The 21,431-nt window shown below is 39.4% G+C and carries 20 protein-coding genes; 9 read left to right on the top strand and 11 right to left on the bottom strand.

Annotated features, from left to right (window positions below; translation table 11 throughout):
* Positions 1-95: 95 nt before the first annotated feature.
* Entirely contained in the window at positions 96-1,472 is a 1,377-nt protein-coding gene (ccoG, locus tag QT76_RS04280; RefSeq protein ID WP_033616730.1) for a cytochrome c oxidase accessory protein CcoG, read from the top strand.
* Between the two features lie 8 nt (positions 1,473-1,480).
* Here the strand turns inward: ccoG and QT76_RS04275 are convergent, their stop codons facing one another.
* Positions 1,481-2,680: a saccharopine dehydrogenase family protein gene (locus tag QT76_RS04275; protein WP_033616729.1), complete on the bottom strand. Its 1,200-nt coding sequence runs from the start codon at positions 2,678-2,680 to the stop codon at positions 1,481-1,483.
* Positions 2,681-2,765: 85 nt separating this feature from the next.
* On the opposite strand from QT76_RS04275, the gene gltS reads away from it, so the two are divergent.
* From gltS to QT76_RS04255, 4 genes are read left to right on the top strand one after another with little or no spacing between them, the layout of a single operon-like run.
* Positions 2,766-3,992, top strand: a complete 1,227-nt coding sequence (gene gltS, locus QT76_RS04270) for a sodium/glutamate symporter (RefSeq protein ID WP_033616728.1) — start codon at positions 2,766-2,768, stop codon at positions 3,990-3,992.
* Between the two features lie 5 nt (positions 3,993-3,997).
* Positions 3,998-5,032, top strand: coding sequence for a dihydrofolate reductase family protein (locus QT76_RS04265; protein WP_033616727.1), 1,035 nt, complete (start codon positions 3,998-4,000; stop codon positions 5,030-5,032).
* Positions 5,014-5,730: a tRNA1(Val) (adenine(37)-N6)-methyltransferase gene (locus QT76_RS04260; RefSeq protein ID WP_033616726.1), complete on the top strand. Its 717-nt coding sequence runs from the start codon at positions 5,014-5,016 to the stop codon at positions 5,728-5,730. Before QT76_RS04265 ends, QT76_RS04260 begins: the two co-directional genes overlap by 19 nt.
* A gap of 24 nt (positions 5,731-5,754) precedes the next feature.
* Complete coding sequence (locus tag QT76_RS04255) at positions 5,755-8,106, top strand: heavy metal translocating P-type ATPase (RefSeq protein ID WP_033616725.1); 2,352 nt, start codon at positions 5,755-5,757, stop codon at positions 8,104-8,106.
* Here QT76_RS04255 and QT76_RS04250 read toward each other — a convergent pair.
* On the bottom strand, positions 8,103-8,540 hold the full coding sequence (locus QT76_RS04250; protein WP_000338889.1) for a CopD family copper resistance protein: 438 nt from the start codon (positions 8,538-8,540) through the stop codon (positions 8,103-8,105). The two genes, QT76_RS04255 and QT76_RS04250, sit on opposite strands and share 4 nt — an antisense overlap.
* 181 nt (positions 8,541-8,721) lie before the next feature.
* On the opposite strand from QT76_RS04250, the gene QT76_RS08660 reads away from it, so the two are divergent.
* The gene (locus QT76_RS08660) at positions 8,722-9,885 is read left to right on the top strand and encodes an outer membrane protein (protein WP_195741866.1); all 1,164 of its coding nucleotides are present in this window, start codon (positions 8,722-8,724) and stop codon (positions 9,883-9,885) included.
* A gap of 61 nt (positions 9,886-9,946) precedes the next feature.
* Here QT76_RS08660 and QT76_RS08385 read toward each other — a convergent pair whose 3' ends face one another.
* The 9 genes from QT76_RS08385 to QT76_RS04200 form a co-directional block, all read right to left on the bottom strand.
* Positions 9,947-10,120 carry a hypothetical protein gene (locus tag QT76_RS08385; protein ID WP_033616723.1) on the bottom strand — a complete coding sequence of 58 codons (174 nt, stop codon included), beginning with the start codon at positions 10,118-10,120 and terminating at the stop codon, positions 9,947-9,949.
* 77 nt (positions 10,121-10,197) lie between these two features.
* Positions 10,198-11,112, bottom strand: coding sequence for a phospholipase D-like domain-containing protein (locus QT76_RS04235; RefSeq protein WP_033616722.1), 915 nt, complete (start codon positions 11,110-11,112; stop codon positions 10,198-10,200).
* A gap of 114 nt (positions 11,113-11,226) precedes the next feature.
* Positions 11,227-12,294 (bottom strand): LptF/LptG family permease, encoded by a 1,068-nt coding sequence (locus QT76_RS04230; protein ID WP_001236153.1) that lies wholly within the window; start codon positions 12,292-12,294, stop codon positions 11,227-11,229.
* A gap of 54 nt (positions 12,295-12,348) precedes the next feature.
* The gene (pth, locus tag QT76_RS04225; protein WP_033616721.1) at positions 12,349-12,909 is read right to left on the bottom strand and encodes an aminoacyl-tRNA hydrolase; all 561 of its coding nucleotides are present in this window, start codon (positions 12,907-12,909) and stop codon (positions 12,349-12,351) included.
* 9 nt (positions 12,910-12,918) lie between these two features.
* Positions 12,919-13,455: a 50S ribosomal protein L25/general stress protein Ctc gene (locus tag QT76_RS04220; RefSeq protein WP_000889316.1), complete on the bottom strand. Its 537-nt coding sequence runs from the start codon at positions 13,453-13,455 to the stop codon at positions 12,919-12,921.
* Between the two features lie 54 nt (positions 13,456-13,509).
* The gene (gene tal, locus QT76_RS04215) at positions 13,510-14,460 is read right to left on the bottom strand and encodes a transaldolase (protein WP_033616719.1); all 951 of its coding nucleotides are present in this window, start codon (positions 14,458-14,460) and stop codon (positions 13,510-13,512) included.
* A gap of 3 nt (positions 14,461-14,463) precedes the next feature.
* Positions 14,464-15,807 carry a UDP-N-acetylmuramoyl-L-alanyl-D-glutamate--2,6-diaminopimelate ligase gene (locus QT76_RS04210; protein WP_033616718.1) on the bottom strand — a complete coding sequence of 448 codons (1,344 nt, stop codon included), beginning with the start codon at positions 15,805-15,807 and terminating at the stop codon, positions 14,464-14,466.
* Positions 15,808-15,810: 3 nt separating this feature from the next.
* Positions 15,811-16,422 (bottom strand): hypothetical protein, encoded by a 612-nt coding sequence (locus QT76_RS04205; protein WP_001168590.1) that lies wholly within the window; start codon positions 16,420-16,422, stop codon positions 15,811-15,813.
* Positions 16,423-16,433: 11 nt separating this feature from the next.
* Positions 16,434-16,703, bottom strand: a complete 270-nt coding sequence (locus QT76_RS04200) for a NifU family protein (RefSeq protein WP_000569296.1) — start codon at positions 16,701-16,703, stop codon at positions 16,434-16,436.
* Positions 16,704-16,843: 140 nt separating this feature from the next.
* Here QT76_RS04200 and QT76_RS04195 point away from each other — a divergent pair, with 140 nt between their 5' ends.
* The 3 genes from QT76_RS04195 to QT76_RS04185 all read left to right on the top strand — a co-directional run bounded on the left by QT76_RS04195 (position 16,844) and on the right by QT76_RS04185 (position 21,427).
* The gene (locus tag QT76_RS04195) at positions 16,844-18,445 is read left to right on the top strand and encodes an inorganic phosphate transporter (protein WP_033616717.1); all 1,602 of its coding nucleotides are present in this window, start codon (positions 16,844-16,846) and stop codon (positions 18,443-18,445) included.
* 103 nt (positions 18,446-18,548) lie between these two features.
* Positions 18,549-19,898, top strand: coding sequence for a hemolysin family protein (locus QT76_RS04190; RefSeq protein WP_033616716.1), 1,350 nt, complete (start codon positions 18,549-18,551; stop codon positions 19,896-19,898).
* Entirely contained in the window at positions 19,895-21,427 is a 1,533-nt protein-coding gene (locus QT76_RS04185; RefSeq protein WP_033616715.1) for a TolC family protein, read from the top strand. Before QT76_RS04190 ends, QT76_RS04185 begins: the two co-directional genes overlap by 4 nt.
* Positions 21,428-21,431 lie beyond the last annotated feature (4 nt).

The following is a 21,431-nucleotide window of genomic DNA, read 5'->3' as shown; positions in this document are numbered from 1 at the left end:
TCAAATAAAATAGCGATCATTATAACATGTTGCTTTTTAAGTGAAAGCGTTAAGTTGTTAGGGTATAGTGGCTTAAAAATTTTAGGATATTGAGAATGCTTGAAACTTCTAGCCATTTTTTAAAATCGTTCCGCTTGAAGCGTTATATAGGTTTTTTATTGATTTCTTTAGTGCTATTAATCACGCCCTTTGTTCGCATTGATGGGGCGCATTTGTTTTTGATCTCCTTTGAGCATAAGCAACTGCATTTTTTAGGCAAGATCTTTAGCGCTGAAGAATTGCAAGTCATGCCTTTTATGGTTATTTTGCTTTTTATAGGGATTTTTTTCATCACCACTAGCCTTGGGCGTGTGTGGTGCGGTTGGGCTTGCCCGCAAACCTTTTTAAGGGTGCTTTATAGAGATGTGATTGAAACGAAGATTTTCAAACTCCATAAAAAGATCAGCAACAAGCAAGAAAGCCCTAAAAACACCCCAAGCTATAAGATCCGTAAAGTATTGAGCGTTTTGTTATTCGCTCCTGTTGTGGCGGGGCTTATGATGTTGTTTTTCTTTTATTTCATCGCCCCTGAAGATTTTTTTTCCTATCTTAAAAACCCTAGCGAGCACCCTGTCGCTATGGGTTTTTGGCTTTTTAGCGCGGCTGTGGTGTTGTTTGATATAGTGGTGGTTGCGGAGCGTTTTTGCATCTATTTATGCCCTTATGCCAGGGTGCAATCGGTGTTGTATGACAATGATACCTTAAACCCTATTTACGATGAAAAGCGTGGCGGAGCGCTTTATGACAATCAGGGTCGCCTTTTTCCCTTACCCCCCAAAAAACGCAGCGCGGAAAATGAATGCGTGAATTGTTTGCATTGCGTGCAAGTTTGCCCCACGCATATTGATATTAGAAAGGGCTTGCAATTAGAATGCATCAATTGTTTGGAATGCGTGGATGCATGCACCATCACCATGGCTAGATACAACCGCCCTTCACTCATCCAATGGTCTTCAACCAACGCCACAAACACGCGCCAAAAAGTGCGGTTAGTGCGTTTAAAAACGATCGCTTACATGGGGGTTATCGCTATTGTTATCGCGCTTTTAGTCATCACTTCGTTTAAAAAAGAACGCATGCTTTTAGACATTAACCGCAACAGCAATTTGTATGAATTGCGATCTAGCGGGTATGTGGATAACGATTATGTGTTTTTATTCCACAACACGGACAATAAAGACCATGAGTTTTATTTCAAAATTTTAGGGCAAAAGGACATTAAAATCAAAAAACCTTTAACCCCCATCATGGTTAAAGCCGGGCAAAAGATCAAGGTGGTAGTGATTTTAAGAAAGCCTTTAAAGAATAACGCCACAGAATACAAACGCGCTAAAGACACTTTAACCCCCATTACAATACAAGCTTACAGCGCGGATGATAAGAATATTACGATAGAAAGGGAATCGGTATTTATCGTGCCCAGTGAAGATTGAAGCCTAAACTAGCGCTCAATCACTTCATAGGGCAAGCCTTGTTTAGTCAATTCTTCCATGAAAGGATCGGTGTTTAATTCTTCTATGTTAAACACGCCGGCTTTAAAATGCTCCACGCTCCAAGTGTCGTTGCAAATCATTTTAGCCGCACACATCGCTGGCACGCCGGTGGTGTAGCTTATGGCTTGCGAGCCTACCTCTTCATAGCATTTCTTGTGATCGCACACATTGTAAATGTAGAGCGTTTTGTCTTGGTTGTTTTTAATGCCGGTCATATAGCACCCGATGTTGGTTTTGCCGGTGGTGTCTTTGGCTAGAGTCGCTGGATCAGGAAGCAAGGTTTTTAAAAATTGTATCGGCACGATTTTTACGCCTTGATGCTCTATTTCTTTAATGCCTAGCATGCCGACATTTTCCAAGCATTTCATGTGGGTTAAATAATTTTGGGAGAAAGTCATAAAAAACCTCGCCCTCCTTAAGCCTTTAATGTTTTTGACTAACGATTCCAATTCTTCATGGTATAAAAGATACGAATCCATTTCGCCAATCTGCGGGTAAGCCCACACTTGCTTGATTTCTAAAGGCTTTGTTTCAATCCATTTGCCGTTTTCATAATAACGCCCTTTAGAGCTGACTTCTCTCAAATTGATTTCAGGGTTAAAATTCGTGGCAAAAGGGCGTTTGTGATCCCCAGCGTTGCAATCTAAAATATCTAAAGTGTGGATAGTGTCAAAATGGTGTTTTTGAGCGTGAGCGACATAAGCGTTAGTAACGCCCGGATCAAACCCAGCCCCTAAAACCCCTAAAATCCCCACTTCTTTATAAGCTTTATCAAACGCCCATTGCTCTTTGTATTCAAACTTCGCTAAATCCGGATGCTCGTAATTGGCGGTATCAATGTAATGCGTTTTAGTCTCTAAACATGCTTGCATGATCGTTAAATCCTGATAGGGTAGAGCCACATTAACAACGACTTTAGGCTTGTGTTTTTGGATTAAAGCGACTAAGGCTTGCGTATCATCGGCATCCACTTGCTCAACGCCAATTTCCCCCAAACCCTTTTTGAGCATGCTTTCTTTAATCGCATAGCATTTGTCTAAACTCCTGCTCGCTAAAACGATATTTTTAAACACATCTCTGTTCATGCCCATTTTGTGTGCTACCACACTGCCTACGCCACCAGCTCCAATTTGTAATACTGTATGCAAGGAACACCTACTTTCTAACTGATCTCGTTCTTTTAGGGGGGTATTATATTATAATAAGATAAATTTGATTAATAAGGATGCAAGCTTGCAAGAAATTAAGTTGGATATTTATGCCACTTTGGTGTGCATGGTTTTAGTGCTGCTTTTGGGGCGTTATGTGATTTCTAAAGTCAAGTTTTTACGCGATTATGATATTCCAGAGCCTGTTGTGGGCGGGGTTTTAGTCGCTTTTTTTATCATGTTAGCGCGTCAGTTTTACAATTTTGGCTTGCAATTTGATTCTTCCTTAAAAGATCCTTTAATGCTGACTTTTTTTATCACCATTGGTTTGAGCGCGGATTTCAAATCTTTACAAAAAGGCGGCAAAATGCTTGCGGTTTTTTTGCTGGCTGTGGCGGGGTTTGTGGTGTGTCAAAATATGGTGGGGATTTCTATCGCTAGCCTTTTAGGGGTCAATCCTTTAATGGGGCTTTTAGGGGGATCGATCGCTTTAGTGGGAGGGCATGGCACTAGCGCGGCATGGGCTAATTTTTTCACCCAACCGCCTTATAATTTTAGCTCTAGCTTAGAAGTGGGCATGGCGTGCGCGACTTTTGGCTTGGTGAGTGGGGGGATTATTGGAGGGCCTGTCGCTAAATATTTGATCTCAAAATACAAACTAGAACCTAAAGACACCAAAGAAAAAGACACTTTAGAGGGCGTGGTGTCTAAAGGCTTTGAAACCCCTAAAGAGCAACGCCTAATCACCGCATCCAGTTTTGTAGAAACTTTAGCTCTGATTGCGATCGCTTTATTGGTGGGGACTTTTTTATCGCACTTGATGCCTAAAAGTTTCACTTTGCCGACTTTTGTGTGGTGCTTGTTTGTGGGGGTTATTTTAAGAAACACCTTGTCGTTTTTTAAGATCCATAGCGTGTTTGACAGAGAGGTTTCAGTCATAGGGAATGTGAGTTTGAGTCTGTTTTTAGCCTACGCTTTAATGAGCGTGAATTTATTGGAATTGTTAAAACTCGCTGTACCTTTAGCGGTTATTTTGAGCGTTCAAGTGGTGTTTATGATCCTTTATGTGGTGCTTGTAACCTTTAGGGTATGCGGGAAGGATTATGATGCGGCGGTGTTGTGCGCGGGGCATTGCGGTTTTGGGCTTGGAGCGACCCCAACGGCTATGGTGAACATGCAAACCATTACCAACCACTATGGGCCATCGCATGTAGCGTTTATCGTCGTGCCTTTAGTGGGAGCGTTTTTTGTTGATATTATTAACGCTTTAGCGATTAAAGGCTTTTTGCTTTTGCCTTTTTTCCCTAGTTAAACCCCATGAGACTTTATGAGAGTTTATTAGAAATTTGCTTGAATAAGGCGTGGGAATATCAAACCCTAGCCTTAGAAAACCCAAGCGTGGCTTGCATGGTGTTAGATAAACACCATGAGATCTTGAGTTTAGAAACCCACAAAAAAGCCAAAACCCCGCATGCAGAAGTCTTAGCCGCTAAATCAGCGTTAAAGATTTTACGCCCCCATTTAAAAAACGATTTAGAAAAATTAGAAGATCCTAAAACTTTAAGCGATTTTTTAAAAACGCGCCACGATAACGCCTTTACAGACTGCGTTTTTTTAATCACCCTAGAGCCATGCAATTCTTATGGTAAAACCCCGGCATGCAGCGGATTGTTAGAAATTTTAAAGCCTAAAAGAGTGATCATTGCCGCAGAAGAAAACGAAGCCAAAAAAGGGGGTTTAGCAAGGCTACAAAAGGCTCATATTGAAACAATAATTTGCCACAATTTAGAAAACAAGGCTAAAGACTTGCTCTTGCCTTTTAGGGTAATGGAACAAAAGGGGCGTTTTAATTTATTCAAACTCGCTTTAAGGATGAATGGGGATTATTACCATGGCAAGATCACCGGGCCAAAAAGCGTTATTTTCACGCACAACCAGCGAGCAATATGCGACACGCTCATCATTTCTGGGAAAACCATAAGAACGGATAACCCCTTATTAGACGCTCGCTTTTGCGATAGCTTTTATCACAATAAAAACCCCAATATCGCTATTTTGTCTAAGCGTTCAATTAACCCCCATTCAAAAGTTTTTTTTGCACCCAATCGTTTGGTTAATGCCTTCCATGACCCCAAAGATTTACCCCTAGAGAAAGGGTTTAATTTCATTGAAGGGGGGTGGGGATTGTTTGAGAGCTTGAGGGATAAAATAGACGCGTTGCTTTTGCATTCGCATGCGTCTATGATTGGCGAAGCGTTTAGCGCATTCGCTTTAAAAACCCCTTTTAAGGGGCGGTTGTTGCATGTGCAAATCTTAGAAAATGAAGCCCTTTTATGGATAGAAAACTCTTAAGATTATACCAGCCCTTAAACGCTTATTCTTACAATAGCGGTTCGCTTTTTCTATACGATTTTTCACGCCCTTTTATCAAAAATAGCGGCGCGATTTTAGACATAGGCTCAGGGTGTGGGGTTCTAGGCTTGCTCTGCGCCAGAGACAACCCGCTAGCGAGCGTTCATTTAGTGGAAAAGGATAGCAAAATGGCGTTTTGCTCCCAAAAAAATGCCCTTAAATTCCCTAACGCTCAAGTGTTTGAAAGCGATTTTTTAGATTTCAACCCCCCGATTTTGTATGATGTAATTGTGTGCAACCCTCCTTTTTACGCTTTAGGCTCTATCAAATCTCAAATTAAAGGGCATGCGAGGCACCAGAGCGAATTAGACTTCGCTTCTTTAGTAGCTAAAGTGAAAAAATGCTTAAAACCTAAAGGGTATTTTATTTTTTGCTATGAAGCCTTGTCGCTTTGCTTGGTGGTAGAGAGTTTGAAAAGCGTTAAACTCACGCTAGAGACTTTAAGGTTTGTCCAAAGTTTTAAAGACAAAAACGCCCATTTGATGCTTGGAGCGGCCAGGAATAATTCCAAAAGCGCTCTAAAAGTTTTGCCCCCTTTAATCACGCACCATTCCAAAAACCAAAGCGACAACACCAAAGAAGTTTTAAGCATCTATCAAATTTGTAACACTTATTCTATCAAAGCGCTTCTAAACTAGCGCCCTTAAATTAAGGATTAAAAAATGAAATGTTCGCATTGCCAGTTGGAGTTTAAAGAAAGTGAGCTTTTTAAAGAGACCATTAATCACAAAGAATTGTATTTTTGCTGCACGGGGTGCGCTAGGGTGTATGCGTTATTATTGGATTTGAATTTAGAGAGCTTTTATGACAAATTAAACGATTCCACTTTAGCCCCCGTAACGCCCCAAGATTCAATGAGCGCTTTGGAATTAGAACAAGCCCTTGAAGAAAACAATAAGGGCGAATTAATCCTTAATCTTTTGCTAGAAAAAACGCATTGCAACGCTTGTTTGTGGCTCAATCAAAAGGTTTTAGAGCGCTTAAGTGGGGTTAAAAAAGTGAGCGTGAATTTCACCACCCACCATTTACAAATCGTGTTTGAGAAGTCCTTAAACCCTAAAGAGATCGTTCAAAAAATTGAGAGTTTGGGTTATGGGGCTAAAATTTATAACGCAAAAAATTACACCCTAAAAGCCCAAAAAGAACAGCGTTCCTATTTGCTCACTTTGAGCGTGGGGTTTTTTGCCACCATGAATTTGATGTTTATTGCCATTGCCAAATACGCAAGTTATGGTAGCGCGAGTTATGGCGCTGGCATGGATAAGCTCATGCAAAGGAATTTGGATCTCGTATCGCTCTTTTTAAGCTTGTTGGTGCTAGTGGTGGTGGGGCGTTTTTTCATTAAGGGGGCGTTTTATGGGCTAAAAAATGGCGTTTTGGGCATGGATTTGAGCGTGTCTTTTGGGGCGTTATCGGCGTTTGTTTATTCCCTTTATGCCATGTTGGTGTCCCAAGAGACTTATTTTGAAGCGAGCAGCACGATTTTAACGCTTGTTTTTGGCTCTAAGTTTTTGGAATTAAAAGCCAGGCTGTTTGCGAATGAAAAATGTCTGGCCCTAGAATCGCATGAAATCCATAGCGTGATTATTGTAGAAAAGGACAAGCAGATAGAAAAACACCCTAAAGATGTGGCGATAGGCTCTGTTGTTTGGGTGCCAAGCGGGGCTAAAATCGCACTAGATGGCGTGCTTTTAAATAACGCGAGCGTGGATGCGTCTTTGATCAGCGGGGAGTTTAAGCCTTTGGAATTGGGGGTTAATGATCCAATTTTAGGGGGTTATGTGAATGTGGGCGTGCCTTTTAGCTATCAAGTGAGCGCGAATTTTCAAAACTCACGCCTTTCTGGTTTGTTAGAAACTTTAAAAAAGAGTTTTTTAGAAAAGCCCTTAATTGAGAGCAGCGCGAATAAAATTGCGGATATTTTTTCTAAAGCGGTGTTGTTTTTAGCCTTTATAAGCTTTTTATTATGGCAATTTGGTTTGGGGGGTGATTTTGAAAAAGCCTTAATGGTGTGTATTAGCGTGTTAGTCATCAGCTGCCCTTGCGCATTCGCCTTAGCTACGCCCATTGCGTTAGTGATAGGGGTGTTTAAAAACCCTTTGATCGTATTTAAAGAAGCGTTGTTTTTAGAAACTCTGGCTAAAGTGGAAAAAATCTTTATAGACAAAACCGGCACGCTCACGCAAAAAGAAGTCCTTTTAAAAGAAAAAATCATTCATGAAGAATTTGATGAAAGGCTTTTAAAGAGCCTTTTAAAAACTAGGGAGCATTTAGCCCATAGTGCGATCCTTAAATCTCTAGATAGCGATGAGGTTAATTTAGAACAGATAGAGTTTTTCGCTCATGGCTTAAAAGCGAGCTATCACAATGAAACCCTGCTAGTGGGGAGCTTGAAATTTTTAAACGCTATGGGGGTTGATATAAAGACTAAAGAGAGCGCTAATATCATGGTAGGCTTTGCGAAAAATAAGACCTTATGCGCGTTATTCATTTTAGAAGAGCGTTTGAAAGCTAACGCTAAAGAAGTCATTCAGGCTTTACAAAATCAAGGCTTAGAATTAGAAATTTTAAGCGGGGATAATGAAAGCTCGGTTAAGGAGTGCGCGAAAAAATTAGGGATTTCTAAGTATCATGCCCATTTGACCCCTGAAGATAAGGCTCAAATCGTCAGTTCTCATAAGGGCGTGTGCGCGATGGTAGGCGATGGCAATAATGACGCGCTAGCCTTAAAACAAGCGAGCGTTTCTTTGGGGTTTGAAAAAAGCGCTTTGAGTAAAAGCGCATGCGATATTTTGCTTTTAGAAGAGGATTTGAGTTTGTTAGAAAAAGCGTTTGATAACGCTCAAAAAGTCTATCAAGTGGTGTTGCAAAACATTGTTTTGAGCTTGATTTATAACGCTATTTTAATCCCAATCGCTATGCTAGGATACATCAACCCTTTAATAGCGAGTTTGAGCATGAGTGCTAGCTCGCTCTTAGTGGTTTTAAATTCTTTGAGGTTGAAACGCTCTTAAACAAACCACATCGTTTTGGCTAAAATAGCGATTAAAAAGCCAAAAGTTAGAGCGATAGGGTGGATATATTTACCAATAGGGTTTTTCTTACCCAAAAACTTACACGATAAAGAAAAAAGCACCAAAAGAAAAATGCTTAACGCTAAGATCACTTTAAGCATGAGTATCTTTTGAAAAGGGGTTTCACACCAGCCTTTATCGCCCCCCATGTATTGACTAAGCATCATGCCCCCTGTTAAAACAAGCCCTAAAACGCATAAGGGCATGATTTTAACCGCTCTTTGAGTGATTCCTGTATTCGCTTTATTGGCAAACTCTTCGCCAAACATTTTCTTCACATTAGGGAAAATTACCCCATCAAAAAACAAGTAGCCAATAAAAATAATGGCGCACAATAAATGAACAACCAACACATAAGGATAAATCGCATCCATTTAAAATCCTTTATTCATGGGAAAATTAAAGAGTTTTTAATCTACTATAAAAGGGTTTTATTGTCAAGTATCCCACTATTATGGGAATTTTAGGGGTGGTTTTTGTTTGACTTTTAAGATTGCAATTAGCTATAATAAAATAATTAAAAAAGTAACACTTAAGCGGAGACCCTAGAGAGTGATGCTCAATTTTATGACAAAGAAGAAAAATAGAATGCAAGATTGCAAAATGGTTTGTAAAAATTTTAATCGTAAGGAATCTGTTTTGATAGCTCAATCTTTAGATATTTCTAAAAAAGGCTCGGTAATTTTAGGCGCTCTTTTGAGTTCGTTATGGCTGACAAACCCCTTAAATGCCCATGAAAAGAATGGCGCGTTTGTGGGGATTAGCCTGGAAGTGGGTAGGGCTGATCAAAAGACAAACGCTTATAAAAACGGCGAGTTGTTTCAAGTGCCTTTTGGCGATGTTTCAGCCAATGATAATGGTAAAGTCCCTGATGGGCAGACCGGTGGCTGTCAGCCAGCTTCAGGGACACCAGGAACGCCAGGCTATACTAAAGCTAATTGCGTGGTCAATTGGACTTCTCGCACCATGCTAAGCACCAATAAAAATATTCCTGGCCGTAACCAGCCGATGTATGGGCTAGGCGTGATGACAGGCTATAAGCATTTTATCGGTAAAAAAAGGTGGTTTGGGTTGCGCTATTATGGCTTTTTTGATTATGGGCATACCAATTTCTCTAACTCCAGAGCCGCTAACGCTATATCGCCTTTTTATTTGAGCGATCAAAAAGCAGACATGTATACTTATGGTTTTGGCACAGACATGCTTTTTAACATTATAGATAAGCCTAAAGCCACGGCGGGGTTTTTTCTAGGCGTGAATTTTGCGGGTAATACTTGGACCAATAATCGTGTGGGGTATTTTAAGGACGGGTATGTTTATGGCGTCAATACCGACGCTGACGCTTACATGACTAACGCTGATGGCACAATCACTTGCGGGGACACGACGCCGGCGAGTTGTAATGTGGGGATTAACCCTAATAGCGTCTATACCACAGGAAAATTAAACGCTAAAGTGAATCACACGATTTTCCAATTTTTAGTGAATGTGGGCATTAGGACTAATATTTTTGAACACCATGGCATTGAGTTTGGTATCAAAATCCCCACGCTCCCTAATTACTTTTTCAAAGGCTCTACTACCATAAGAGCGAAAAAACAAGGCCCGCTAGAGAATGGCCAACCAACCACTATCACCGGAGCAGAAACCAATTTCAGCTTAACCCAAACCTTACGCCGTCAGTATTCTATGTATTTGCGCTATGTTTATACTTTTTGAATTTGGCAGGGTTTTAGGCAAGGCTTATAGCTTATATATGGATATATGAAAGCTTGATTTGTCAAGCTTTAGGGTTGTCATTGAGCTGTAATAACTCTGCGCTGTTTTCTACTTTTTTGATGAATCCGTCATTACCGCACAATGAGTCCTTATGCTGTTGTGGGGATATTTCTATAATGCGTTCTAATTCTTCATCGCTAAAGATATACTCATTGGAGTCAAATTTTTCTTTCAATTCTTTATTTTGATTGAGAGATAGCTTTGCAAAGAGTTTAATTAGGCTAGACTGAGTAATGTCTAAAATAAATACCTTTAGCGTCCTTTATACAAACGCCCTTTTGGTGTTAGAGCATAAAAACCTTTTTGCAATCTCTCAAAGAGTCCTAAACTTTGTTTTGAATGGCTATCTTTTTGATGGTGGTTGAGTTCGCCCCTAATGCTATTTTTAAAAGTATCGCTTTTGTATTTGTATCCCCACTCTTCTTTTTTTATTCTCTCTTCTAATGCCTGATAAATATCTTGTAATGCTACTTGTTTAACGCCTTTTTTCTCACAAGCGAAAATAAATTCTACTATCATTGCCTTGATAGAGGGGATAGTTCCAGGAAGCAATTTTTCTTGTTTTTCAATCTTTTTAATCTTTTCTTGAATGCTTTTATCTTTTGAGACTTTTTGTTCATTTTTAATAATGGCGCTAAAAACTTCATCATAGTTTTGCAAATACTCTTCATTAGGAGTGAACAGACTATCCGCATATTTTATAGAATTATAAATAGCGTTTAACTGCGTGTAATATAAGGGTTTCTTTTCTGTAAAAATGGTATTGACTTCAAAATTATTCTCCAACCCCCCTTTGGTTAAGTTGGTGCTGCCTATAATGGAAGTTTTTTCTTTTCCGTTGTCAAACATATAAATTTTAGGGTGGAATACAATATCTGTTTTGTTATTTTCTTTGTCGCCGTAGCAATAAAATCTTAATTTTTTATAAGTTTTATTTAAGTCTAGCAAAAATCGTATGGATTTTGAGTCGGTTGTTTTAAAATCAAGTCCTACAATAATCTCAAATTCTGCCCCCTTTTCTAAAGAATTAATCAAGGCATCTTGAATAATCTCAACCCCGCTGTATTTTAAAAAAGTAACTGCAATATGAGTGTCTAAAGAATTTCTTAGCCCTTCAGTAATCACTTTGGGATAATTGAGATTAGATAGGATTTGAACAGAACTCATCAAAAACCTTAACAATTTTTCAAGCTATTTTATAAGTCTTGAGTTAATGTTGCGTTGCAAGTCTTTTAATTTAGATCTCTAATGAGAGCTTGAATTACTATAGGTTTATAAATCCTACAATCTCTTATTAAGCTTTTTAAAATACCAAAGACTAAGAGCTAAGAATACAAAAAAGGGCGATAGCACGCCTATTTCAGGAATGAGTATCCCTGAAATGCTGAACTTCCCTAAAGCAAAGAATAGCCCCCAAACAACGAGCGTGATAATGATAAACTTTAGCCCTAAAAGAGCCAAGTTTTCATAGCGGGCGAGACTGGGCGAAAAATAAGCGATTAAAACGCTTAAAAACGGCACAAAAAAGGGCAAAATCGCAAACACATACAAAAACGAGCGCACTTTTTTCGTGTCCGCGTTTTGGCGCACTAAAGCATGCAAGGATAAAAGAGCGTCTGTGATAGAAACCGCAGGCTTGTTTTGATAAATGGTGTCTAAAACTTTAGGGCGGAAATTTTTGAGCGTTTTAAAGGTTTTTAAACGCGTGGTGCTTAAAGCGTTCGCGCCCAGTTCAAAACTTAAGGGCATTTCATAGATAGTAGTGTCATGCAAGATCCAATACTTGTCTTCAAAAAAAGCTTCTTTAGCTTCAGCATAAGATTCCAAAGTCTTATCTTTTAGGCGAAAAACCTTGATATTTTGGGCTTTTTGCAATAAGGGATTAATCTTATCAAAATACACGTAATCATCGTTGTATTTCACTAACAAATGCTCTGAAACGCTCAAAGAATTGTCTTTATAGATCAAATTTTGCGTTTTTTCTTCCATATACACAAAAGGGGTCGCATTCAACCCCACATAAACAGCCGTGAAAAACAGGCTAATCAAAAAAATAGGGCTTAAAATCTGGCATTTGGAAAAGCCAATGGAGAGCAGGGCGGTGTATTGGTTGGATTTAATGAATGAGATATAAAATAAAACCATCGCCAAAAGCAAGGAAATGGGCAAGGTGTAATTGAGCGCGAATAAAATGTCATAGGTGAAAAATAAGATGATCATATTCGCAGAATCAGGCATTTTATCGGCGTATTTCAGGCTGTCAATACCTACAAAAAACAATTCTAAAGCCAAAAGCACGATTAAAAAGTATTTGAAATAATACCACCCTACAAATCTAAACAAACGCACTTTAAACCCTTATTCAAACCATGATAAAAACTTAAAATTTTGGATAGAGCGCATCTAATTTTCTATTTTTAAAGGGTTTTTGAGCGTGAAACGATTTTGCATGGCGTTAAAATCATGGCTTTCTATAAAAAATTTTAGGGCGTTTTTGGCATGTTCAAACGCAGCGTTTTTTAAAGGCTCTTCGTTGTTGTGGAATTTTGAAAGCACATGCTCAGTGATATTGATCCCTTTAGAAATCCCCACCCTCAAGCGGTAATAAGAATTAGAACACAATAAATCAATGGATTTTAGGCCATTATGCCCCCCATTCCCTCCGCCATTTTTAAATTTCACAACGCCTAAAGGTAAATCCAGGTCGTCATGGACAATTAAAAGCTCTTTGGGTTTGTAAAAATTTTTGACGCTTAAAACGCTCTCACCGCTTAAATTCATGTAAGTTTGGGGCTTGAGTAAGATAAAATCCTTATAAATACGCAAATAAGCGTTGTGTTTGGGAGAAAAAATGAAAGAAAGATCCAACTCGCCAACGAGCAAATCCAAAATATCAAAACCAGCGTTGTGTCTGGTGTGAGCGTAACGCAAAGTAGGGTTGCCTAAACCCACTAAAAGCGTCATAACTTCAAATCACTTCGCTTTAATCACACCGATCACAGCGATAGAATCATGATCTAAGATCTTCACATTCTCGTGTTTTTCTAAATCGCGCACCAAAATAGACTCATTCACGTCTAAAGGGGCTACATCCACTAAATAGTGATCGGGCAAATGCTCTGGAGCGCATTCCACGCTGATACGCTTTTTAGAGAGCATCAAAATCCCTTTATTTTTCAAGCCCACTGGAGTGCCTTGGTGTTTGATGGGGACTTTAAACTTGGACTTCACGCCCTTAGTAACAGCGAGTAAATCCACATGGATAAGCTCATTAGTAACGGGGTTTTTTTGGTATTCTTGAACCACGACTTCAAAAGTCTTATCCCCTAATTTCACCGGAAAAATCAAATGCTTTTTTTCCTTAAGGTATTTAATGAAAGGGTTTAATTTGAACGCGCAATTCACGTTTTCAATACCCTTTCCATAAACGTTTGCGATTAGATAGCCATCTTTTTTTAAAGCTTTAGCGTTAGCTTTAGTAATACTCTCTCTAATAACGCCTTCTAACATGTCAATCCTTTAAAATAAAATAAGGGCTTATTCTATCCAAAAAACCCTTAAAAATCAAAAACTGCTTAAAAGCTTTTCAAAGGATTGTTTGAACGCTATCAAGCCTTCTTTAAGGAGTTTTTGGGCGGTGTTTTCTAAATCAATGTTGTGCGCTTTTAATTCTTTTTTAAACGCTTCAATTTCTGTAATTTTTAAAGGGGTTTGATACTCGGTGTTTGGGTCAAGCAAATAAGCGTTTAAAGCCTCTAATGGGGCTGTATTGATAGAGTTTTTAAAACACAGCGCTTTAATGTAATAATCTTTAGCTAAAGCGTTGGATTTAACGCCGGTGGACGCAAAAAGGGTGCTTATTAGCTTATTAGCATGTTGGTTGATTTGGTAATAGCACTCGGTAGCGTTCATAATCCCGCTTTGAGCTTGCAAGTTTTGTGCCACTAATGGGTCTATTTCTTTGTCAAATCGTGAAACAAACACGCTAATGACCGCTCTTTTTTGCGCTTCTTTGGCTAAGATTTGAGCGATTTCACCGGCAATTTTAGGCGAAAAAACTAAAGTTACATTAATGGGGATAGAGGCTTGAGTTAAAGCGCTAATGACTTCAAAAGCGCTTTCACTCGCCGGGACTTTAATCATCACATTAGGGCGGTTTAATGCTTTGAATAACCGCTTGGCTTCATCAATGCTTTTAATCGCATCGTCTTCTAAAAAAGGGTCAATTTCTAGGCTAATGTAGCCGTTATTAGGGTCTTTTTCATATAAAGGCATTAATGCGCTAGAGGCTTGTAAAATATCCTTTAGTGCTAGAGCTTCATAAATTTCTTTAGCTTTTTGGCCTTTGAGTTTAGCGATTTCATCTTGATAAAACGCGCTTTTTGTGATCGCTTCGCAAAACAAACTAGGGTTACTCGTCGCCCCACAAATAGCCCCTTTATTAATGAGCTTTAAAAAGTCGTTTTCTAAAAAATCCCTTTCTATAAAATCGCACCACAAACTGAATTCTTGCATGTTTCATCCTTGTTTTAAATTGAGATAATAATCTCTAACGACTTCCTGGTCGCTAAAAAAAATCGTTTTGTCTTTAAAGATTTGAATGTTTTCATCACCCTTGCCTAAAATCAATAACACCTCATCGTCTTTTAAATTTTCTAAAGCGTTTAAAATGGCTTTTTTTCGGTCTTTTTCTATAACCACTTTAGAAGAATCATTGATGCCTTTTAGAATATCCTTAATAATGTCTTCTTCATTCTCGCTTCTGGGGTTGTCTGAAGTTAAGACGATTTTATGCGCGTAATAACTCGCTATCGCTCCCATTTCAGGGCGCTTGGTTTTATCCCTATCGCCCCCTGCCCCAAAAAGAGCGGTGATTTTTTGGTTTTTAAAGCTTTCAAAAACTTGTTGCATGCCGTCTGTGGTGTGGGCAAAATCTACGACCACTAAAGGTTGAGAATGCACCACTTCCAAACGCCCCTTAACCCCATAAAAGTTTTCTAATAACGGCGCAATCGTTTCTAGAGGTAATTGAGTGAGTAATTTGACCCCCAAAACGCCCGCTAAAATATTATAAAGGTTGTAACGCCCTAAAAGGGGGGAATGCATAAGGGCGGTTTCTTTAAGATTAGGATCTCTTAAATTTTGTTGGTAGCATAAAGACGCGCTGATGGAGGGGTTGAGCGAAAAGGCTTGAACGTTTAAATGCGCTTTTTTATCCAGCGCGTAAGTGTGCGCGTTAATGGGGTTAAAAAGGGCGTTTGTTTCATCTCTGTTGATCACTTTCAAGCCCTCATCTTTAAAAAAGCTGTTTTTAGCGTCTCTGTAATTTTCTATGCTTTCGTGGAAATCTAAATGATCGCTTGTGATATTGGTTAAGATTTTAAGGGCAAAATCAAGCCCGGCAATGCGCTTTTGGACAATCGCATGGGAGCTCACTTCCATAATAAAGTATTCGCACCCCAAACGCATCGCTTCTTCTAAATCGCTATAAAGCTCTAAAAGGGTGGGCGTGGTCAAGCCCTTTTCTTTGATGCGTTCATCGTTGATAAAAAACCCTCTTGTGCCTAAAAGAGCGGTCTTTTTATTCAAATCTAAGAGCAAGGAATACATCAAGCTCGCTGTGGTCGTTTTACCATTAGTGCCAGTAATCCCTACAATTTTAATCTTAAAATCAAAGTAGTTTTTAAGCTCGTTAAAATCTAAAATAGCCAGGTTTTTTTCTGCAATTAAAGGAGAGTATTTTTCATTTAAAGGCGTTTTGACAAAAAGGATTTCTTTGGGGTTTTCTAAAACTTCATTCGTGTTATCGCTTAAAAAAGAATAGGTATGGTTGCGATAAGTCAAGGATTTTTTAAGCTTCATTCTTTAAGCCTTATTGGATTTGAGAGCGTCTTCTAAAAGAGAACGCAAAAATTTATCGTAAATAAAAGAATCTTCATGCATGTTTTCAATGTAATTGATCGCTAATTCATAATAGCCATAATGGTTCAATTCTTTCAAAAATTCATAAAAATCCTCTTTATTGTCAAAAATCACCCTAGAGCTGAACATCAAATCTTCAAACGCTTCCTTAAAGCCGCGCTCCAAGCTCAAGCGTTTGAAATCCGCGTACAAAATGCCATTCAACTCCTCGCCTTTTTGAGAAATTTGAGCATCAATCTTTTCAGTCATTTGGTTTAGTCCCTCATCAAAAGAAGCGATCAAATTGATGATTTGCTCTTCAGCCTGGTTTTTTAAACTCCGTTTTTGCATAGCGATCAAGCTTTGATACAATTCATAAAAGCTATGAGCTTCTTTAGGGAAATCCTTAGCGATGTCGCTTAATAACGCCCCCACTTTGGCTTTTTGGTTGTCTTTATCCAAAAACAACACTTCAGAAAAAAGGCGTAACGCTTCAGCGTAATGGGCTTGCTTGAACGCTAAAAAGCCATCTTTAATCAACGCGCGCTTTTTAAATTCATAATCAAACTTTTGCATGCCTATAATCCTTAAAGCTTATCAAACTCCTTAGCGTTTTCTAAGCACACCACTTCTAAATTGGGGTGAATGTCCATTTTAAGCTGCCTTTCAATGACATTTTTTAAAGTGATCTTACTGCTAGAGCAAGTCTTGCACGCTCCCTCTAAAGCCACATAAATTTTCATGCTTTTCACCCCTAGCACTTCAATATTGCCGCCATCTTTGAGCAAGTAAGGGCGGATTTTTTCTATTACAATACGCACCGGTTTTTGTAAATCTTCATCGCTAAATTCTATCATTTTTAAAAACCTTATTTTTAAAATTTTACTTTAAGATACCATATAATGAGCCATTTTTATCAAACAACGCTTTTTAAGAGTGGCTCAAGGGCTAATTGGATAGAATAGAGCCACTATTAGAATAAGGTTTTGATGACGGTATGGAAATTAAAAACATCAAAGAGTTTGAAAAAGCTTCCAAAAAACTCCAAAAAGACACTTTAAAGATCGCTCTCGCTCTTTTGTTTCTCATTGGCGCTGCTTTGCTCGCTCTTATTTTTGGGCAAGCTAATTCTAAGGGCTTGTTGCTCATTTTTGCGGCTGTGATTGGGGGCTATATGGCGATGAATATTGGCGCTAATGATGTGTCTAATAATGTCGGCCCTGCTGTAGGATCTAAAGCCATTAGCATGGGAGGGGCGATTTTGATCGCTGGGGTTTGCGAAATGCTTGGGGCGATTATTGCTGGGGGGGAAGTGGTTTCTACGATTAAGGGCCGCATCGTTTCGCCTGAATCTATTAATGATGCACACATTTTCATTAATGTCATGCTAGCAAGCCTTTTGAGTGGGGCGTTGTGGTTGCATGTGGCCACTTTAATCGGCGCGCCTGTTTCTACTTCACACTCTGTAGTTGGGGGGATTATGGGGGCTGGAATGGCGGCTGCTGGAATGTCTGCAATCAATTGGCATTTTTTATCAGGCATTGTGGCTAGTTGGGTGGTTTCGCCTTTAATGGGGGCTTTAATAGCCATGTTTTTTTTAATGCTCATTAAAAAGACTATCGCTTATAAAGAAGATAAAAAGAGCGCGGCTTTAAAGGTCGTGCCTTATTTGGTAGCGTTGATGAGCTTAACATTCAGTTGGTATTTGATGGTTAAGGTTTTAAAACGCCTCTATGCACTGAATTTTGAAATCCAGCTGGCTTGCGGTTGTATCCTTGCGCTTTTAATCTTTATCCTTTTTAAAAGATTTGTGTTAAAGAAAGCCCCGCAATTAGAAAACAGCCATGAAAGCATTAATGAGCTTTTCAATGTCCCTTTGATTTTTGCCGCCGCGCTTTTAAGCTTTGCGCATGGGGCTAATGACGTGGCTAACGCTATAGGCCCCTTAGCGGCCATCAGTCAAACTTTAGAAGATGCAAATAGCCCTATAGGGAATACTTTAAGCTCTGTGCCGTTGTGGATTATGGTAGTAGGGGCAGCTGGGATCGCTTTAGGCTTGAGTTTGTATGGGCCAAAGCTTATTAAAACGGTGGGGTCTGAAATCACAGAATTAGACAAAATGCAAGCTTTTTGCATCGCGCTTTCTGCAGTCATTACCGTGCTTTTAGCCTCTCAATTAGGCTTACCGGTAAGCTCTACGCATATTGTGGTGGGCGCGGTGTTTGGGGTGGGCTTTTTAAGGGAGCGCTTAAGGGAGCAATCAAGAAGGCGTTTTGCTAGAATCAGAGATAACATTGTAGCGGCGCACTTTGGGGAAGATTTAGAAGAAATTGAAGGTTTTTTAGAACGCTTTGATAAAGCCAATTTGAAAGAAAAATCGCTCATGCTAGAGAGCTTGAAAAAAAGCAAGAATACCGCTATTGCTTTGGAATTGAAAAAGAAAGAAAAAAAGTCGCTTAAAAAAGTGTATAAAGAAGAAGTGATCAAACGCTCCATTTTAAAAAAGATTGTTACCGCTTGGTTGGTAACCGTGCCGGTTTCTGCACTTTTAGGCGCGCTTCTTTTTGTGGCTCTTGGTTTTATAGAAAAGTATTTCTAGGGTTTTTGAAGGCTTTGATTTTTAAAGTTAGGCTTAATCTTTTATGTTAAAATTCTAAGATTTTATATATTTTATATTTATCGTTAGGTTTTAGGTTTAAATCATGGGGAGGAATCAAGGAGCTTATTTGGATCCGTCTGAATCGATTTTGATGTTGATGGTTGCTTTTTTATTGGTGTTGTTGAACGCTTTTTTTGTGCTTTCAGAGTTTGCCCTTGTGAAAGTGCGTAAAACCCGCTTAGAAGAGCTGGTTAAAATCGGTAATTCCAACGCTAAACTCGCTTTAAAGATGAGTCAAAGACTAGACACTTATTTGAGCGCTACGCAGTTAGGCATCACTCTTTCTTCATTAGCTTTAGGCTGGGTGGGTGAGCCCGCTATCGCAAAATTGTTAGCCGCGCTGTTTGAGTCTATGGATTTGAGAGAAAATCCTATTTTTATCCATTCAATGAGCGTGGTCATAGCGTTTTTAAGCATCACTTTTTTGCATGTCGTGCTAGGCGAGATCGTGCCTAAATCTTTAGCGATCGCTAAATCTGAAAAAGCCGCTCTTTTTGCCGCGCGCCCTTTGCATGTGTTTTGGGTGGTGTTTTATCCGGTGGTGCGCTTGTTTGATGTGATCGCTCATTTCTTTTTAAAAAAAGTGGGCATCAATCCTAAAGAACATGAGGGCACGCATTCTGAAGAAGAGTTGAAAATCATTGTGGGCGAGAGCTTGAGGGAGGGCATTATTGATTCAGTGGAGGGCGAAATCATTAAAAACGCGGTGGATTTTTCTGACACGAGCGCTAAAGAAATCATGACCCCACGAAAAGACATGGTGTGTTTGGACGAAGAAAACAGCTATGAAGAAAATATAGACATTGTTTTAAAAGGCCATTTCACGCGCTACCCTTATTGTAAGGGTTCTAAGGATAACATTATCGGCATGGTGCATATCAGAGACTTGCTCTCTCGCTCTATTTTTACCCCCAAAATGCATGATTTCAATCAAATCGTTAGGAAAATGATCATCGTCCCTGAGAGCGCTTCCATTTCTCAAATCCTTATTAAAATGAAAAAAGAGCAAATCCATACCGCTTTGGTGATTGATGAATACGGCGGCACGGCCGGGTTGCTCACTATGGAAGATATTATTGAAGAAATCATGGGAGAGATTAGCGACGAATACGACTTGAAACAAGAGGGCGTGAACAAACTTGAAGAAGGCGTGTTTGAATTAGAGGGCATGCTGGATTTAGAGAGCGTAGAAGAAGTGCTTCACATTGAATTTGACAAAGAATGCGAGCAAGTAACGCTTGGGGGCTATGTTTTTAGCTTGTTAGAGCGCATGCCTATGGAGGGGGATACAATCGTTTCGCATGGGTATGCTTTTGAAGTCTTAAGCGTGGATGGGGCCAGGATAAAACGCTTGAAAGCGGTTAAACAAGATCAGGGAGAAAATGAAGAATGAAAAAAACAACCCTCTTTGTATTGGGCTTATTATTCAGTAACTTTTTAAATGCTGTTGATGGGATTTCTCAAACCGATCCTTCTTCTTTGAATTTGGCTGAAGATAGCTTGCCTTTGAATAATCCTAACGCCCAAAAACTCTCTTTAAAAAACGCGTGGAATAGGGTGTTATCCAACCATGAAGGCTTGCATGCGCAAGAATACGCCATTAAAAGAGCGAGTAAAATGAAATTAGCAGCTAAGCTTTCTTTTTTGCCTCAAATTGATTTGAGCGCTTTTTATGTGTATCTCTCTAACCCCATTAAAATGGATTTTGCCAGTCAAAAACAACCGGGCGTGCAAAAAGCCACCAACCAGATCCATCAAGGCTTGCAAAACATCCAACAAAATATCCCCCCTCAAGTATTAACCCCTCAAATCCAAGCGGGCATGCAAGGGGTGATGCAAGGTTTTGGGGCTTTGAGCAGCACTTTAGAAGCCCCCTTATTGTTTTCTAAGCAAAATGTGGTGATTGGGGCTTTGAGCATTATTTATCCCCTTTATATGGGTGGGGCAAGATTCACGATGGTGCGCATTGCGGATTTGATGCAAAAAGACGCTAATGAAGTGTATCGCTTGAAGAAGCTTTCCACTTTTCAAGAGCTTGTGAGCGTGTATTATGGCATGGTGTTAAACGCAGAAGTGTCTGAAACTTTAGAAGAGGTGGAAAAAGGCCATTACAAGCATTTCCAAAACGCTTTGAAAATGCAAAAAGTGGGGCAAATCGCTAGGGTAGAAACCTTAGGCGCTCAAGTGGCTTATGATAAGGCCCATATCGCTAGCGTTAAGGCTAAAGACGTGTTAGAAGTTTCGCAGCTCTCGTTCAATTCCATTTTATCTAGCAAAGACGATCTAGCGCCTTCAAGCAAATTAGAGATCCACACCGAGAAAAATCTGCCCGATTTGAGCTTTTTTGTTGCTTCCACGCTCAATTCCTACCCGGCTTTAAAGACTTTAGAAAATCAGGTTCAAATTTCTAAAGAAAACACGAAACTACAGATCGCTAAATTCTTGCCCCAAGTGAGTTTTTTTGGCTCTTATATCATGAAGCAAAACAATTCGGTGTTTGAAGACATGATCCCTAGTTGGTTTGTGGGCGTGGCCGGACGCATGCCTATTCTTTCTCCCACAGGGCGCATTCAAAAATACCAAGCGAGCAAATTAGCGGAATTACAGGTCAATAGCGAACAAATCCAGGCTAAAAAAAACATGGAATTGTTAGTGAATAAGACTTATAAAGAGACGCTTTCTTATTTGAAAGAATACAAAAGCTTGCTTTCTAGCGTGGAATTAGCCAAAGAAAATTTAAAACTCCAAGAGCAGGCTTTTTTGCAAGGCTTAAGCACCAACGCTCAAGTCATTGATGCGAGGAACACGCTTTCTTCTATCATTGTGGAGCAAAAAAGCGTGGCTTATAAATACATCGTTTCATTAGCGAATTTAATGGCGTTAAGCGATCATATTGATTTATTTTATGAATTTGTTTATTAAAGGA

It is taken from the genome of Helicobacter pylori SA37A (assembly GCF_000476015.1).
GTDB lineage: Bacteria > Campylobacterota > Campylobacteria > Campylobacterales > Helicobacteraceae > Helicobacter > Helicobacter pylori_DB.
This window is presented reverse-complemented; position numbering and strand designations above follow the sequence as displayed.

Bases quoted from the DNA above. Each gene is read 5' to 3' on its own strand.
- ccoG (WP_033616730.1), top strand. From the start codon at position 96: ATGCTTGAAACTTCTAGCCATTTTTTAAAATCGTTCCGCTTGAAGCGT.
- QT76_RS04265 (WP_033616727.1), top strand. From the start codon at position 3,998: ATGAGACTTTATGAGAGTTTATTAGAAATTTGCTTGAATAAGGCGTGG.
- QT76_RS04260 (WP_033616726.1), top strand. From the start codon at position 5,014: ATGGATAGAAAACTCTTAAGATTATACCAGCCCTTAAACGCTTATTCT.
- QT76_RS04255 (WP_033616725.1), top strand. From the start codon at position 5,755: ATGAAATGTTCGCATTGCCAGTTGGAGTTTAAAGAAAGTGAGCTTTTT.
- QT76_RS04250 (WP_000338889.1), bottom strand. From the start codon at position 8,540: ATGGATGCGATTTATCCTTATGTGTTGGTTGTTCATTTATTGTGCGCC.
- QT76_RS08660 (WP_195741866.1), top strand. From the start codon at position 8,722: ATGCTCAATTTTATGACAAAGAAGAAAAATAGAATGCAAGATTGCAAA.
- QT76_RS04235 (WP_033616722.1), bottom strand. From the start codon at position 11,112: ATGAGTTCTGTTCAAATCCTATCTAATCTCAATTATCCCAAAGTGATT.
- pth (WP_033616721.1), bottom strand. From the start codon at position 12,909: ATGACGCTTTTAGTGGGTTTAGGCAACCCTACTTTGCGTTACGCTCAC.
- QT76_RS04220 (WP_000889316.1), bottom strand. From the start codon at position 13,455: ATGTTAGAAGGCGTTATTAGAGAGAGTATTACTAAAGCTAACGCTAAA.
- tal (WP_033616719.1), bottom strand. From the start codon at position 14,460: ATGCAAGAATTCAGTTTGTGGTGCGATTTTATAGAAAGGGATTTTTTA.
- QT76_RS04210 (WP_033616718.1), bottom strand. From the start codon at position 15,807: ATGAAGCTTAAAAAATCCTTGACTTATCGCAACCATACCTATTCTTTT.
- QT76_RS04205 (WP_001168590.1), bottom strand. From the start codon at position 16,422: ATGCAAAAGTTTGATTATGAATTTAAAAAGCGCGCGTTGATTAAAGAT.
- QT76_RS04200 (WP_000569296.1), bottom strand. From the start codon at position 16,703: ATGATAGAATTTAGCGATGAAGATTTACAAAAACCGGTGCGTATTGTA.
- QT76_RS04195 (WP_033616717.1), top strand. From the start codon at position 16,844: ATGGAAATTAAAAACATCAAAGAGTTTGAAAAAGCTTCCAAAAAACTC.
- QT76_RS04190 (WP_033616716.1), top strand. From the start codon at position 18,549: ATGGGGAGGAATCAAGGAGCTTATTTGGATCCGTCTGAATCGATTTTG.
- QT76_RS04185 (WP_033616715.1), top strand. From the start codon at position 19,895: ATGAAAAAAACAACCCTCTTTGTATTGGGCTTATTATTCAGTAACTTT.